The following is a 14,882-nucleotide window of genomic DNA, read 5'->3' as shown; positions in this document are numbered from 1 at the left end:
CATAGGTGCCACGTGACCGCGTCGCACAGACCACACACGCGACGAAACGATTACGGTGGGACCATGCGCATCGACATTCTCAGCCGTGAATACCCGCCTCACGTCTACGGAGGCGCGGGTGTCCATGTCAATGAGTTGGCAAGAGTGCTTCGCGAACACGTCGAGGTGAGAGTACGGGCCTTTGACGGCCCGCGCGAGGAGCCAGGCGTCACCGGCTACACCGCGCTTGGGGGCGGAGTGGGAGACGCCTCGCTCGACGTGATCGCGCACAACCTGCCCATGGCTCACGACTGCGCAGGAGCCGACTTGGTGCACTCGCACACCTGGTACGCGAACATGGCCGGGCACCTCGCCAAGACGCTGCACGGCATCCCGCACGTGGTGAGCGCACACTCGCTCGAGCCCTTGCGGCCCTGGAAGGCGGAACAACTTGGTGGCGGGTACCGCGTCTCCAGTTGGATCGAGAAGACCGCCTACGAGGCGGCCGACGGCATCATCGCCGTGTCAGAAGGCATGAAGTCCGATGTGTTGCGCTGCTACCCGAACGTCGATCCCTCGAAGGTGTACGTGGTGCACAACGGGATCGACGTCGACGCGTGGGCCGCTCCAGCCGGTGATGAAGAGCGTTCCGCGGCCGACGCCGTCGTCGCCCGATACGGCATCGACCCGTCGCGGCCAGCCATCGTGTTCGTCGGTCGCATCACGCGTCAGAAAGGCCTGCCGTACTTTCTCAAGGCCGTCGAGCAGTTGCCAGAGGACATCCAGGTGGTGTTGTGCGCAGGGGCGCCAGACACGGCGCAGATTGCTCAAGAGGTCTCTGGTGCGGTCACCAAGCTGCAAGAGGAGCGCGGCGGCGTCATCTGGATCGAAGAGATGCTGCCGCGAGCGCAGTTGGTGGCAGTGCTGGACGCGTGTACTGCGTTCGTCTGCCCCTCCGTGTATGAGCCGCTCGGCATCGTCAACCTTGAGGCGATGGCGGTGGGCCTTCCAGTGGTCGCGACGGCCACCGGCGGCATCCCCGAGGTGGTGGACCACGGCGTGACGGGAATGCTCGTGCCGATCGACCAGGTGCAAGACGGCACGGGGACGCCGACGGACCCGGAGCAGTACGCCGCCGACTTTGCGGCCGCCGTCAACGCCATGGTCTCCGATCTCGATGCGGCGAAGGCGATGGGCAAGGCTGGCCGTCAACGCGCCACCGACCACTTCTCGTGGGACACGATCGCAGAACGCACCCTTGAGGTCTACCGCGACGTTCTGGGCTAGGCTCGACCGATATGAGCGAAGTCCTGCGGCTTGACGATGTCACGCTGCGCCGCGGAGACAACCAGGTACTTGACGGCATCACCTGGAGCGTTGAACCCACCGATCGTTGGGTGATTCTTGGGCCCAACGGTGCCGGCAAGACGTCCCTCATGACGGTGTGCTCCGCGCGCGCGCACCCCACCACGGGCACTGCCCGGATTCTGGGCGAGCAACTCGGCGATGCAGACACAAACGAGTTGCGTATTCGAGTGGGTCTCGCGTCTGCTGCGCTGGCCGACCGCATCCCGCCGGACGAGACAGTGCACGACATCGTGATGACGGCCGCTCACGGCGTCACTGGTCGGTGGCGAGAGGAGTACGAGCGGGTTGATGAGGTGCGCGCAGAGGATCTGTTGTCCGCCTTCGGCATGCACGCCTTCGCGCACCGGACCTTCGAGACGCTGAGCGAGGGGGAGCGCAAGCGGGTTCAGATCGCGCGCGCCCTCATGACCGACCCCGAACTCTTGTTGCTCGATGAGCCTGCTGCGGGCCTCGACTTGGGCGGTCGAGAAGAACTGCTGTCTGCCCTCACTGAGCTCGCTGGTGACAGAAGGTCGCCCGCGATCGTCATGGTGACGCACCACGTCGAAGAGGTTCCCACCGGCTTCACGCATGCCTTGCTCTTGCGCGACGGCAGGATCGTTGCCAAGGGCGCCCTTGGCGACACGCTGACGAGCGCCAACCTGTCTCAGACCTACGGGTTGCCGCTCCAACTCTTCGCTCAAGACGGGCGCTGGACGGCGCGCAGATCGGCCTAGAGTATGACTCAACGGGGGGTTGATCAGGTATGCAACGTCGACGGCGTTGGGTCCTTCGCAGGGATGATCAGTGACGTCCATCCCGCGGCCGATTCGCCGCAGCGTCCAGCCTGGTAGCGTCCGAACTGAAAGGAGTTGACATGGCTTCATTGTGGTGGTTCGTGGCGGCAGCCGTGTTGGGCGTCGTCGAGATTTTCACCCTCGATCTGACGTTCCTCATGCTCGCGGGAGGCGCCATTGCTGGCGGCGTCGTCGTGCTCGCGGGGGGATCGGTCGTGCTTGCGGCGGTGGTCGCGCTTGTGGTGGCGGCCCTGCTGATGATGGCGCTGAGGCCGTGGTTGCTGAGGTCGATGCGTAAGCGCGGAGTCGATTTTGTGGAGACCAATGTGCAGGCGGCCGTCGGCACCAAGGCGCGCACGATCGATGAGATCACCGAGACCAGCGGTCGTGTGAAGCTGCGCGGCGAGGTGTGGTCCGCTCGCATCGTGGACGACGCCGCTGTCATTCCTGAGGGCGCTGAAGTCATCGTTGTCAAGATCGTGGGAGCGACGGCCATCGTCGTCCCGGAAGAGGAGTACACAGCATGAACCCTGAAGCATTCGTGGGGCTCGCCCTGATCGCCTTTGTTGCCATCTTTGTCATCTCGGCAATCGCGCGAGCCATCATCGTCGTGCACCAGACGCAGGCCTACTTGGTCGAGCGTCTTGGTCGCTACAACCGCACTCTCGACGCCGGACTGCACTTCTTGGTGCCGTTCATCGACCGCGTGCGCGCCAAGGTCGACCTGCGCGAGCTGGTCTACTCGTTCCCGCCGCAGTCGGTCATCACGTCCGACAACCTGGTGGTGGACATCGACTCGGTGATCTACTTTCAGGTCACGGAGCCCAAGTCGGCCATCTACGAGATCGCCAACTACATCACCGGTGTGGAGCAGCTCACCACGACGACGCTGCGTAACATCGTCGGCACCATGGACCTCGAGCAGACGCTCACCTCGCGCGACCAGATCAACGGTCAACTGCGCGGTGTGCTCGACGAGGCCACCGGCAAGTGGGGCATTCGCGTCAACCGCGTCGAGCTCAAGGCCATCGAGCCGCCCATGTCCATCAAGGACTCGATGGAAAAGCAGATGCGTGCAGAGCGTGACCGCCGTGCGGCGATCCTCACGGCAGAGGGTGTCAAGCAGTCCAAGATCCTCACTGCAGAGGGAGAGAAGCAGTCGGCCATCCTGACGGCAGAGGGAGAGGCGCAATCGCGCATCCTCCGCGCAGAGGGCGAGTCGCGAGCCATTCTGCAGGTGTTCGAGGCCATCCACGAGGGTGACGCGGACAGCAAGCTGCTGGCGTACCAGTACCTGCAGATGCTGCCGGAGATCGCCAAGAACGAGTCCAACAAGGTGTGGTTCGTTCCCACCGAGTTCACGGGCGCGCTCAAGTCGATCAGTGCCGCGTTTGGCGTCGAGGAGGACCCCGAGCCGCTCAAGGCCAGCCCGAACCGCAAGAAGCGCACCAACATCACCTCCGCTCTTGCCGACCCGCGCGAGGCGCTCGCTCAGGCCAAGCGCGACGTGGAGGACGCCACATCGGACGCGAACAGCTCTGGCACCCTGTCAGGCAAGCCGTTCGATCCGAACGCCTCGAAGGGCCAGTAGGCCTCAAGTCACGCGAAGCCCCGGAGCTGCTGCTCCGGGGCTTCGTCGCGTCCGGCCCGAAATCGCCTCCGCCACGCGGATGATGCCACACTGTGCGAGTGGCCGTGATCAGAGTCGACTCCGTCGCCGATGAGCGGCTGGCGGACTATCGCAGCCTCACCGATATCGCGTTGCGGCGACGCATTGAGCCGCAGCAAGGCCTGTACATGGCAGAGGGCGCCAAGGTGATCGGCAGGGCGCTCGCTGCTGGCCACCGGCCGCGCTCGGTGCTGGTGAGCGAGCGCTGGCTCGCGTCCATCGAACCCCTCGTCGATCAAGGCACGCCCATCTATGTGGCCCCGCCGCCCGTGCTCGAATCCGTTACCGGCTACGACGTCCACCGCGGCGCCCTGGCCGCCATGCATCGTCCCGATCTCCCCACGGTCGCCGACGTCGTGAGGGATGCCCGCCTGGTAGTGGTGCTCGACGGCATCGTGGATCACACCAACGTTGGCGCGGCGTTCCGGTCTGTCGCGGGACTCGGCGCCGATGCCGTGCTCGTCTCGCCCACGTGCGCCGACCCCCTCTACAGGCGGGCGGTCAAGGTCTCTATGGGCACAGTGTTTCAGGTGCCGTGGACGCGCATCGAGCCGTGGCCTGCGGGCCTGGACGAGCTGCGCCAGGCGGGCTTCACGGTCGCAGCCTTGGCGCTAGCGGACGACGCAGTGTCCCTGGGGGACTTCGCCGCCGCCGGTCACGAGCGGGTCGCCCTCGTGATGGGGGCGGAGGGGGATGGGCTGTCGCGCGACGCGCTTGCGGCCGCCGATCACGTCGTCACCATCCCCATGGCGGGGTCAGTGGACTCCCTCAACGTGGCCGCAGCGTCGGCCGTTGCTGTGTGGGCCTTGCGCCGCTAGAGACGCGCCCTGGAGGTGTGTGGCCACCGTCACCCGCGCTCGCGCATGTCCGCCATTCGTGGCAGAATCGAACACATGTTCGAATGGCGCGCGGGTCGATCCGCCGCCCCGTAAGCGACCGCTCGGGAGGTGACCGTGGACACTCAAGGCACTCGCCTGGCCGCCGCCCGCGCCGCACTGAGCGCCGTCGAATCGCGCATGGGAGCCGACCGTAAGGCGGCGGAGGGCCCCGCACTCGCTCTGGACGAGGCGCTTGCTCCTGTGCTGCCGCACGGCTTGCGCAGGGGAAAGGTGATTGCGGTCGAGGGATCGACGTCGCTCCTGCTTGCTCTGGTGGCGCGGGCCTCGAAAGAGGGCGCGTGGACCGCCATGGTAGGCATGCCGCACGTGGGCCTGCTCGCGGCGGCGCGGCGTGGCATCGACCTGGATCGGCTGGCCCTGATCCCGTACCCTGGGGCGCAAGCCCCCGCCGCACTGGGGGCGTGCATCGACGGCATGGACGTAGTGATGGTGGGGCAGGGAATCGCATTGTCAGACGCCGACCGCAGGCGACTCGCCGGCCGCGCAAGGGAGCGCGGCTGCGTGATGGTGGTCGGGGGCTCATGGACGGGCGCCCACGTCCAGTTGACGGTCGAGAAGTCTCGGTGGAGTGGTCTGGGGGCCGGGGAGGGCCGTCTGCGCGAGCGGGACGTCACCGTGGCGATCTCCGGTCGCTCGGTGGGGGCTACCAGGCGCATGATCATCACCCTCGACGCGGGTGACCCACCGGTGGGGTCCGGTGGTAGCGCCAGGCGCGCGGCCGTGGGGGACAGTGTGGTCGGGAGCAGCGCGGTCGGGGACAGGGCACTTGGCACGGGTGCCGCATGAGTGCCCCCTTGCGCGACGCCGCCGTGGTGACCGTGCGCCGCGTCGTCCTGTGGGTGCCCGATTGGCCAGTGGTGGCCGCCATGACTCAGGCGGGACTCAGCGCTGACGCCCCCGCAGCGGTGCTGCACGGTAGGGGGATGCTGGCCGTGTCCGCGGCGGCACGCGCCGCAGGGGTGCGCAGGGGCATGCGCAAGCGCCTGGCCCAGAGGGCCTGTCCAGAACTCGAGATTCTCCCTCACGACGAGGGTAGGGACGCCCGCGAATTCGAGGCCGTCGCTGCCGCAGCGGAGCAGGTGGTCGCGGGGGTCGAAATCTCGCGCCCTGGCCTGCTCATGATCCCCTCAGAGGGCGCCGCGCGTTTTCATGGCTCCGAAGAGGCGCTTGCCGAGGCGCTCGTGACCCAGGTGGCGGAAGACGCCGGCTGCGAGTCAGCCGTGGGCATTGCCGACGGGCTGCTCGCCGCCGTGATGGCCGCCAGGGCGAACGCGCTCATCGAGCGCGGCCAGTCCCACGATTTTCTGGCGCCCCTGCCGGTGGGTGCCTTGGTGCACGCCGCCATGGAGCGCACCCAGCGCATCGAGGTGGAGGACCTCGTCAGCGTGCTGACGCGGCTGGGGCTGACCGCGCTGGGCGACTTCACCGCACTTCCCGCCGCCGACGTCGTGGCCCGCTTTGGGCACGTGGGCGCGTGGGCGCAACGCATGGCACGGGGTGAAGATGTCGCCCCTCCCGTGCTGAGGCGCGCAGAGGGCGACATCGGCGTCGAGTATGTGTTCGAGGATCCCGCGGAAAGGGTCGAGCAGCTCGCCCTGGTGGCCGCCTACGTCGCGGAGCAACTCGACACCGCCTTGCTGGCGGCCGCCTCGCGATGCTCCCGCGTGCGCATCGGCGCCCGCACCGTGACGGGTGAAGAACTGGTGAGGGTGTGGCGCACCGATGTGGGAAGCCGCTCTGGCGCCTTCTCCAAGCACATGGCCGACAGGGTGCGCTGGCAGTTGGAGGGATGGCTGTCCGGCACCGCCGCTGGGCCGCAGCCCGCGCCACTCACGGCGCTCACGCTCACGGCAGAAGATGTGGTGCCGCTCGGATCAGAACAGTCGTTCCTGTGGGGCGGCACGTCAGGGGCCGACGCCAGGGCTCACCGGGCCCTTGAACGAGTGCAAGGGCTATTGGGAGCGGAGGGCGTGCTTGCAGTGGCGGAGCAAGGCGGCCGCACCCCACGCGACCGGGTCCACTCGCTCGCCTGGGGTCAAGAAGGTGAGCCGGCACGGAGGGTCAGCCACCCGTGGCCTGGCCGCATCCCCGACCCCGCACCGGCGACGGTGCTCCCAGTGCCGCTCGAGATTCACGTGCTCGACGCTGGCGGAAGCCCCGTGCGGGTCGACAGGCGCCTGGCAGTGAGCGCTCCACCCACCTGGGTGCGCCTCCAGGCCGACCCTCGCGACAGGGTGGCACGTGCCGCGCATCGTCACCCGTCATCGGGCCATGTAGGTGGCGACGACGGCCCCGTGTGGGCGCCGCCTTTGCCAGTGGAGGCGTGGGCAGGCCCGTGGCCCATCGTGGAGCGGTGGTGGTCGGGGGAGGCCTCTAGGCGTGCCTTTCTACAGGTGGCGCTGCGCGGAGAGGACGGGCAGTCCGAGGTGACGCTTCTGGTCGCCCTTCAGGAGGGGCGCTGGATGCTCGAGGCCGTCTATGACTGAGTGTGTCGACTACGCGGAGCTGCACGCCCACAGCGCCTTCAGTTTTCTCGACGGTGCCAGCCAGCCGGAAGAGATGGCGGCAGAGGCAGGACGCCTCGGGCTGTCGGCGATGGCACTCACCGATCACGACGGCCTGTACGGGGTAGTGCGCTTCGCCAATGCCGCCCGTGCCGTGGGGCTGCCCACCATCTTTGGCGCGGAACTGCACTTGCCCGCCCCTGATGGCAAAGCAGGCGCCCCCGTGCTGGACGCGCCCACCGGCACACCCGATCCGCGCGGCACCCACCTGGTGGTGCTCGCTCGCGGCGCCGACGGATACGCGCGACTGTCCCGCACCATCGGCATGGCACACCTGGCCGCTGGCGAGAAGGGCAAGGCGCACTACACGCTTGAGGGGATCGCCGAGGCGGGGGGCGGGCAGTTCCTGGTGCTCACCGGCTGCCGCAAGGGCTCGGTACGGCGAGCCCTCGCCGGGATCGGGGTACCGGGGGTAGGGCCAGACGCTCATGCCAGGGGAGTGACAAGGGAGGGCTTCGCGGCCGCCAAAGGGGAACTGGACAGACTCGCCGCGCTGTTTGGCCGCGAGGGCGTGGCCGTGGAGATCACCGACACCGGCCAGCCCCACGATTCCGAGATCAACGATGCCCTTGCCGACCTCGCGTTCGACGCAGGGCTGCCGCTCGTGGCGACCACCAACGCGCACTACGCGACTCCGCGGGACGCTGACCTGGCGGCGGCCCTCGCGGCCGTGCGGGCGCGCTCGTCTCTTGACGACATGGACGGCTGGCTGCCGGGAAGCCCAGGCGCGCATCTGCGTAGCGCAGGGGAGATGAGATGGAGACATCGGCGGCACCCCCAGGCCGTCACCACTGCCTCCCGGCTGGGCGCGGAGGCGGCCTTCGACCTGCACCTAGTGGCCCCGCAGCTCCCGCCGTATCCCGTGCCGGAGGGCCACACGGAGGCGTCGTGGCTGCGCGAACTCACCTACAGGGGAGCCCGTGAGCGCTACGGACCGCCAGAGGCCGAAAGGATTCGGGGCGCGTGGAAGCAGATCGAACACGAGCTGACCGTGATCGAGGAGCTCGACTTTCCCGGCTACTTCCTCATCGTGCATGACATCGTGAACTTCTGCAGGCGCGCCGACATCCTGTGCCAGGGGCGTGGATCGGCCGCAAACTCGGCCGTGTGCTTCGCGCTCGGCGTCACCGCGGTGGACGCCGTGACCCACGGACTGCTGTTCGAACGCTTCCTCGCGCCGGAGCGGGATGGCCCGCCAGACATCGACGTGGACATCGAGTCCGACAGGCGGGAAGAGGTCATCCAGTACGTCTTTCAACGCTTTGGACGCATCAACGCCGCCATGGTGGCCAACGTCATCCAATACCGTCCCCGGTCTGCCGTCAGGGACGCCGCCAAGGCGCTGGGCTACGACGTCGGCCAGCAAGACGCCTGGTCAAAGTCGATCGACAGGTGGTCGACCCTGCGCACCGATCAGGAGGCGGAGGCGGCGTGGGCTGCCAGGCAGCGAGACGCCATGTGGCCGGAGCCGCAGCCTGTGCAGTCGCTCGATCACATCCCTGAGCCGGTGGTGGACCTTGCCGAGCGGTTCCTGCGCCTGCCCCGGCACCTGGGCATTCACCCGGGCGGCATGGTGCTGTGCGACAGGCCGGTGGTGGACGTGTGCCCCGTGGAATGGGCACGCATGCCTGGCCGCACGGTGCTGCAGTGGGACAAGGACGACTGCGCCGACGCCGGGCTGGTGAAGTTCGACCTGCTGGGCCTGGGCATGTTGTCGGCCCTCAAGTACGCGTTCCGCTACGTGGCGGACACCGAGCGTCAAGAACTGGGCCTGCACTCGCTGCCTCAAGAGGACCCAGCCGTGTACGACCTGCTGTGTGCAGCAGACACCGTGGGCGTGTTCCAAGTGGAATCCCGCGCGCAGATGGCCACGCTGCCGCGACTGCGACCCCGCAGGTTCTACGACATCGTGGTGGAGGTCGCTCTGATCCGGCCGGGACCCATCCAGGGCGGCTCGGTGCACCCGTACATCAACAGGGCGCGCGGACGCGAGGAAGTCACCTACCTCCACCCGCTGCTGGAGAAGTCGCTGGGCAAGACTCTCGGCGTGCCGCTGTTCCAAGAGCAACTCATGCAGATGGCGATGGACTGTGCGGGCTTTGACGGGGCCATGGCCGATCAGCTGCGCCGCGCCATGGGCTCCAAGCGCTCGCCTGAGCGCATGGAGGCGCTGCGCGCACGCTTCATGGTGGGCGCACACGAGCGAGGCATCACCGCCGAGGTGGCGCATCAGATCTTCGACAAGCTCAAGGCGTTCTCCGACTTCGGATTCCCCGAGTCTCACTCGTTCTCCTTCGCATACCTGGTGTACGCCTCCAGCTGGCTCAAGGTTCACAAACCCGCGGCGTTCTACGCGGGTCTCTTGGCCGCGCAACCCATGGGCTTCTACAGCCCGCAGTCGCTCACGGCGGACGCCAGGCGTCACGGTCAGGTGGTGCTCAGGCCGTGCGTGGCACGCTCAGAGGTGCTGGCTCGAGTGGAGAGGCTCGACGAACCGTTCAACACCCCAGAAGAGGCGCGCGCCGACATGACCTCGCTGTCGATGGTCGACAGGCACCTGGCCGTGCGCATGGGCCTCGCCGCCGTGCGGGGGCTGGGGGACGATGCCGCGCAGGCCATCGTCGACGCGCGCGCACAGGGGCCGTTCACGTCGCTGCCCGACATGGCCAGGCGGGTGCGGGTGCGGCCAGGGGGCTTCCAGGGGGCCGTGCTGCGGGCGCACTCGCAGGCCGTTGATGCCGCCAGTGGGGCATCGGACGCCTTGCTCGCCGATGTCGGAGCCAAGCCGCTCAGCAAGGCGCAGTGGGAGGCGCTCGCCACCTCTGGCGCGCTCGAGACTCTCGGAGTGACGCGCCGCGAGGGGCTGTGGGCCGCGGGGGTGCTGGCGCTTGAGGGGCCCGACACGTTGCAGGGCGTGGTGCCTGGAGTGCGGGCGCCCACCCTGCCAGGCATGTCGCCCGTCGAAGAGGCCGTGGCCGATGTCTGGGCCCACGGGGTGTCTGTCGACACGTACCCCACGGTGTTCGTGCGGGAGGGACTCACCAGCAACGGCGTGCTTACTGTCGCGGGTGTGCTGGGGCATGAGGCGGAGCGTCGCGTGAGCGTGGCGGGCGTGGTGACGCATCGGCAGCGTCCTGGTACCGCCAAGGGAGTCACCTTCATCTCGTTGGAAGACGAGACGGGCTTCCTCAACGTCATCTGCTCTCAAGGGGTCTGGAGACGCTTTCAGGCGGTCGCCAGGCGGTCGCCAGCTCTCGTCATCAGGGGACGCATCGAGCGTGCCGACGGCGCCACGAACCTGGTAGCGGAGCACTTGGCCCCGCTCAGCCTCAAGGTTCCCGCGAAGAGCCGCGACTTCCAGTAGGGGGGCTGACAGAGCGCCAGGCGACCGGAAGTGCAAGCGTTTCGCGCCTAGCATCATCGCGTTGATAGCGTGAAGAAGGAACACCCCAGACCGTCCAGTCACGTATCCAGTGGAAGGAGTTCCATGACGATCCGCACAGGTCCATCGACCATCGCTATCGCGCTCACAGGCGCCCTCGCTCTCACGGCGTGCGGCGGCGAACCGCAGGTCCCAGCGGAGGAGTCGCAGGACGCCACGGCCGATGACGCGACCGAGACCACCCAGACCACCGAGGCCGCGCCGGAAGACCCCGAGGCTCCGGTCGAGGTGTGTGAGCTCCTGGATTCCGCCGAGGTGGCCGCGCTGCTGGAGGACGACCTGCGCGAGCCGAGCCCCGACTCGCCCTCGAGCTACTCCCTTGGCGCCTGTAGCTGGGGTGCCGAGAGCAACGGGCGCGACCTCTACGTCTCCGCACGCGCCCTCGACCAGTGGGACTCGGCCCTCGAGTCCAACGACTTCGGCGTCGAACCCATCGACGGACTCGGTGAGCGGGCCTGGCGCACCTCGGACGACGGGCTGTTCGTAGACCCAGGCGACCGCCACTACTTCTACCAGATGTTCGTGATCGGTCTCGATGGCGACATCAACTTTGACATGAGCGTCCAGGCCGCCGAGTTGCTGCTCGACTAGCCTGCACACCGGCTCCGGACCACATCCACGACCTGCCAATGCTTGGCGCACTCTGTGCGCCAAGCATTGCGTCAGACCAGGCTCACCGCGACGGTGAAGCCAGCGACCACGATCGCCTCCATGGACATCAGCTTGACCAGGATGTTGAGACCTGGGCCCGAGGTGTCCTTGAAGGGGTCGCCCACCGTGTCGCCGATGACGGCGGCCTCGTGAGCCTTGGAACCCTTGCCACCGTGGTGGCCTTCCTCGATGTACTTCTTGGCGTTGTCCCAGGCGCCACCGGTATTGGCCATAAACATCGATAGGGAGAATCCGGCCGCGCCGGCGCCGGCCAGCAGGCCAAGAACACCAGGCACCCCAAAGATCAGCCCGATGACAACGGGTGCGGAAATCGCCAGAATCGACGGGAACATCATTTCGTGCTGAGCCGCCTTGGTGGAGATGGAGACGCACCGTGCATAGTCAGGCTCGGCGTCGCCGCTCATGATTCCCGGAATGTCACGGAACTGGCGCCGCACCTCGTCGACCATGAGCCCCGCTGCACGCCCCACGGCCTTCATGGTGATGCCGGAGAACAGGAAGGCGAGCATGGCGCCACTGAACATGCCAATGATGACCTTGGGGTTGATGAGCACTACTTCGTACCGAGTCATCATCTCCATCAAGCTGAGGCCTTCGAGTTGCTCCACGGCGGTCGAGGCGATGCTCGAGCCGTCGGGGAACACATAGTCGACGCCACGGTCGAGCACGTGCGAGATGCCGATCTTGACCTCTTCGATGTAGGAGGCGAGCAGCGCAATGCCGGTCAGTGCTGCCGAACCGATCGCGAAGCCCTTGCCGGTGGCTGCGGTGGTGTTGCCCAGCGAGTCGAGCGCGTCGGTGCGCTCGCGCACCTCGGGCGGAAGCCCGCTCATTTCCGCGTTGCCGCCAGCGTTGTCTGCGATGGGGCCGTAGGCGTCCGTCGCGAGCGTGATGCCGAGCGTGGACAACATGCCGACGGCGGCCATGCCGATGCCATACAGTCCGAGACTCATGGTGTCGGTGCCGAAGGAGTACCCCGAGCCAAAGAAGTAGGCAAGGCCAGTGCCTGAGACCACGGCGAGGACAGGAATGGCGACCGACATCATTCCTTCACCAATGCCGCCGATGATCACGGTGGCCGGGCCAGTCTTGGCTGCTCCGGCGATGCGCATGGTCGGCTTGTACCCCTGAGAGGTGAAGTACTCGGCCGCGCGGCCAATCGTGATTCCCGTGAGCAGTCCGACGATAAGGGCCAACCACAGTCCCCACAGGTTTGGCATTCCCATCATGGCGAGTACCAGGAGCGACGTCACGGCGATCATGACGGCCGAGCCGTTGACTCCGCGTCCCAACGAGGCAAGCAATTGCTTGGGGGTCGCTCCCTCCTTGGTGCTCACCAAGAACACGCCGATCACGGACAGTAGCGAGCCGAGTGCCCCGATCACCATGGGGGCAATGACGGCCTTGAGTTGAATCTCGGCACCAGAGGTGAGGTAGGCGGCGGCACCCAGCGCCGCAGAGGCGAGGATGACGCCCACGTAGGACTCGTAGAGGTCCGCACCCATGCCTGCCACGTCGCCGACGTTGTCGCCCACGTTGTCGGCGATGGTGGCCGGGTTGCGGGGGTCGTCCTCAGGAATTCCCGCCTCGATCTTGCCGACGAGGTCTGCACCAACGTCGGCAGCCTTGGTGAAGATTCCGCCGCCGACACGGGCGAACAGCGACTGAACGGCCGCACCCATGCCGAATGTCAGCATCGTGGTGGTGATGACGACCACCTGCTGGGCGTCGTCGGTGCCGTAGTAGCGGGTGAGCACGAGGAACCAGATCGCGATGTCGAGCAGGCCGAGCCCCACCACGGTCAGGCCCATGACCGCTCCAGAGCGGAAGGCGACACGCAGGCCGTGGTTGAGGGACTGGCGCGCGGCATTAGCGGTGCGGGCGGACGCGTAGGTGGCGGTGCGCATGCCGATGAACCCGGCCAAGCCGGAGAACAGTCCGCCGGTGAGGAACGCGAACGGAACCCACGGGTTCTGCATGTGGAACACGTACGCGAGCACACAGAACACGAGTGTGAGCGACACCAGCACAATGCCGACAACCTTGTATTGCTGCTTGAGATACGCGATCGCGCCAGCGCGAACGTGCGCAGCGATCCTCGCCATGGTCTCAGTGCCTTCTGACTCCTTCATCATTTGCCTGAAGAAGCCGTACGCGGCGCCAAGGGCGACGATCGATGCGACGGGTACCAACCAGAACCAGGCGGGCATAACGAGGCCTTTCGTGTCGGGTAGAGGTGGCCTACTGGCCGAAAGTGGACTGTGCGGAACGCCACCATGCGCGATGTTCGCGCTCGAGGGCGTCTTGGCTGGGCAACGGGAACGACGTGATGCCGGTGGGATCTCCGACGAACACGCCGTTGCGGATGGTGCGGAAGAGCACCTCTTGAGTCATCTGGCGCAACACAGTCTTGGTGGCCTTGTCTGGTGCCGCGGCGAGCTCACGCAGGCAGTCGCGCAAGTGGCCGATGTTGGGGTACGGCAGGTTGTCGACGTCCTGATGGTCTGGGTCGTTCTTGAGGTTTCCAAGGGTGAGTTCGGCAAACACGATGCGCGGCACGTGCACGTTGCTCTGAGCGCCCGTGAGGAACTCGGCAAACTCCGCGGGATTGAGGGCCGAGACGATGCGCGGAGTGACGGGGCAGAGTTCTTGGTAGAGGTGAGTCCGATCCTCGCCGTCTTCGATGAACTCTTGCGGCTCGACGGTGAGCACCCTGCCATCGTCGGTGGCGAGATGAAGAGCCGTCAGCGCCTCACGGGGTACCCGCTCGAGGGCGCGATAGATCGAGAGGTAGAGCGACCTCTTGGGGCTGCCGTCCGCGTGAGCGACGCAACGGGCGTCGGCGTCCTCCAAGGGCAAGTCAGCGTCGCCAAGCTTGGAGCGATCAACAGAGAAGAAGATGGCTTGGCCATGAGAACGCTTGGCGGACCCGATCGCGTAGTACAGGCCGAAGTCGTCCGGAGGCAACATCGAAGCGATGAGTGCCTCTGGAATGAGGGACAGATACAGGTACGTGGTCATGGCTGGCTCCCGTCGACGGTGACGACGCTACTGACCGTATCGATCAAGAGACCATGCGCGTGGGGCCATTGGTCCCTGAGACGTCAGGGTGTTGGTCACAGCGGCGGCTTTCGCGACCACTGCGGAATGGAATCGGACTTTTCGAAGTTACCGCCCTAGTAGGACAAGAGCAACGAAAGGACACGTCATGTGGGACACAATTTTGTGGATCATTGCCGTCATCGTCGGAATCATCGGCATCGTTCGACTCTTCCAACGCCAAATCCTTTGGGGCATCCTCCTCATTGTGGCCGCCTTGCTGATTGGGCCAGGAGGCGTGAGCCTCTTTACCTGACGAACGCTGGCGTGTCTGCCACCTCTGTCGGCGGTCTGTCGCATGCCGGTCGAGAGTTCTCGGCGTGCTAGCATTGCCGTCGCGCTTGAGCGCCCTGAGGGGTGCCCAAGTCCACTCGTCCGGGTGGCGGAATTGGCAGACGCGCTAGCTTGAGGTGC

12 protein-coding genes are annotated in these 14,882 nt (G+C 66.7%); 10 read left to right on the top strand and 2 right to left on the bottom strand.

Annotated elements, in window-relative coordinates; translation table 11 throughout:
- Positions 1-63 precede the first annotated feature (63 nt).
- From glgA to QZZ33_RS04645, 9 genes are all read left to right on the top strand, one after another.
- Positions 64-1,266 carry a glycogen synthase gene (glgA, locus tag QZZ33_RS04685; protein ID WP_291378523.1) on the top strand — a complete coding sequence of 401 codons (1,203 nt, stop codon included), beginning with the start codon at positions 64-66 and terminating at the stop codon, positions 1,264-1,266.
- An 11-nt stretch (positions 1,267-1,277) separates the two neighbouring features.
- Entirely contained in the window at positions 1,278-2,063 is a 786-nt protein-coding gene (locus tag QZZ33_RS04680) for an ABC transporter ATP-binding protein (protein WP_291378521.1), read from the top strand.
- A 140-nt stretch (positions 2,064-2,203) separates the two neighbouring features.
- Positions 2,204-2,650: an NfeD family protein gene (locus QZZ33_RS04675; RefSeq protein ID WP_291378520.1), complete on the top strand. Its 447-nt coding sequence runs from the start codon at positions 2,204-2,206 to the stop codon at positions 2,648-2,650.
- Complete coding sequence (locus tag QZZ33_RS04670) at positions 2,647-3,714, top strand: SPFH domain-containing protein (RefSeq protein ID WP_291378518.1); 1,068 nt, start codon at positions 2,647-2,649, stop codon at positions 3,712-3,714. The genes QZZ33_RS04675 and QZZ33_RS04670 overlap by 4 nt, the downstream gene beginning before the upstream one ends.
- A 98-nt stretch (positions 3,715-3,812) precedes the next feature.
- The gene (locus QZZ33_RS04665) at positions 3,813-4,610 is read left to right on the top strand and encodes an RNA methyltransferase (protein ID WP_291378516.1); all 798 of its coding nucleotides are present in this window, start codon (positions 3,813-3,815) and stop codon (positions 4,608-4,610) included.
- A gap of 135 nt (positions 4,611-4,745) precedes the next feature.
- Entirely contained in the window at positions 4,746-5,477 is a 732-nt protein-coding gene (locus QZZ33_RS04660) for a hypothetical protein (RefSeq protein WP_291378515.1), read from the top strand.
- Positions 5,474-7,177, top strand: a complete 1,704-nt coding sequence (locus QZZ33_RS04655; RefSeq protein WP_291378514.1) for a DNA polymerase Y family protein — start codon at positions 5,474-5,476, stop codon at positions 7,175-7,177. Before QZZ33_RS04660 ends, QZZ33_RS04655 begins: the two co-directional genes overlap by 4 nt.
- A complete protein-coding gene (locus QZZ33_RS04650) occupies positions 7,170-10,619 on the top strand; it encodes an error-prone DNA polymerase (protein WP_291378513.1) in 3,450 nt (1,149 codons plus the stop codon). The genes QZZ33_RS04655 and QZZ33_RS04650 overlap by 8 nt, the downstream gene beginning before the upstream one ends.
- A 123-nt stretch (positions 10,620-10,742) precedes the next feature.
- Positions 10,743-11,288: a DUF3558 family protein gene (locus QZZ33_RS04645; protein WP_291378512.1), complete on the top strand. Its 546-nt coding sequence runs from the start codon at positions 10,743-10,745 to the stop codon at positions 11,286-11,288.
- A gap of 71 nt (positions 11,289-11,359) precedes the next feature.
- Here the strand turns inward: QZZ33_RS04645 and QZZ33_RS04640 are convergent, their stop codons facing one another.
- Both QZZ33_RS04640 and QZZ33_RS04635 read right to left on the bottom strand, forming a co-directional pair.
- Positions 11,360-13,579: a sodium-translocating pyrophosphatase gene (locus QZZ33_RS04640; RefSeq protein WP_291378511.1), complete on the bottom strand. Its 2,220-nt coding sequence runs from the start codon at positions 13,577-13,579 to the stop codon at positions 11,360-11,362.
- A gap of 31 nt (positions 13,580-13,610) precedes the next feature.
- Entirely contained in the window at positions 13,611-14,390 is a 780-nt protein-coding gene (locus QZZ33_RS04635; protein ID WP_291378509.1) for a hypothetical protein, read from the bottom strand.
- Between the two features lie 187 nt (positions 14,391-14,577).
- Between QZZ33_RS04635 and QZZ33_RS04630 the strand changes: the two genes are divergently transcribed.
- The gene (locus tag QZZ33_RS04630) at positions 14,578-14,724 is read left to right on the top strand and encodes a GPGG-motif small membrane protein (RefSeq protein WP_291378507.1); all 147 of its coding nucleotides are present in this window, start codon (positions 14,578-14,580) and stop codon (positions 14,722-14,724) included.
- Positions 14,725-14,882: the final 158 nt, after the last annotated feature.

The organism is Demequina sp., assembly GCF_016278775.1.
Classification (GTDB): Bacteria; Actinomycetota; Actinomycetes; order Actinomycetales; family Demequinaceae; genus Demequina.
This window is presented reverse-complemented; position numbering and strand designations above follow the sequence as displayed.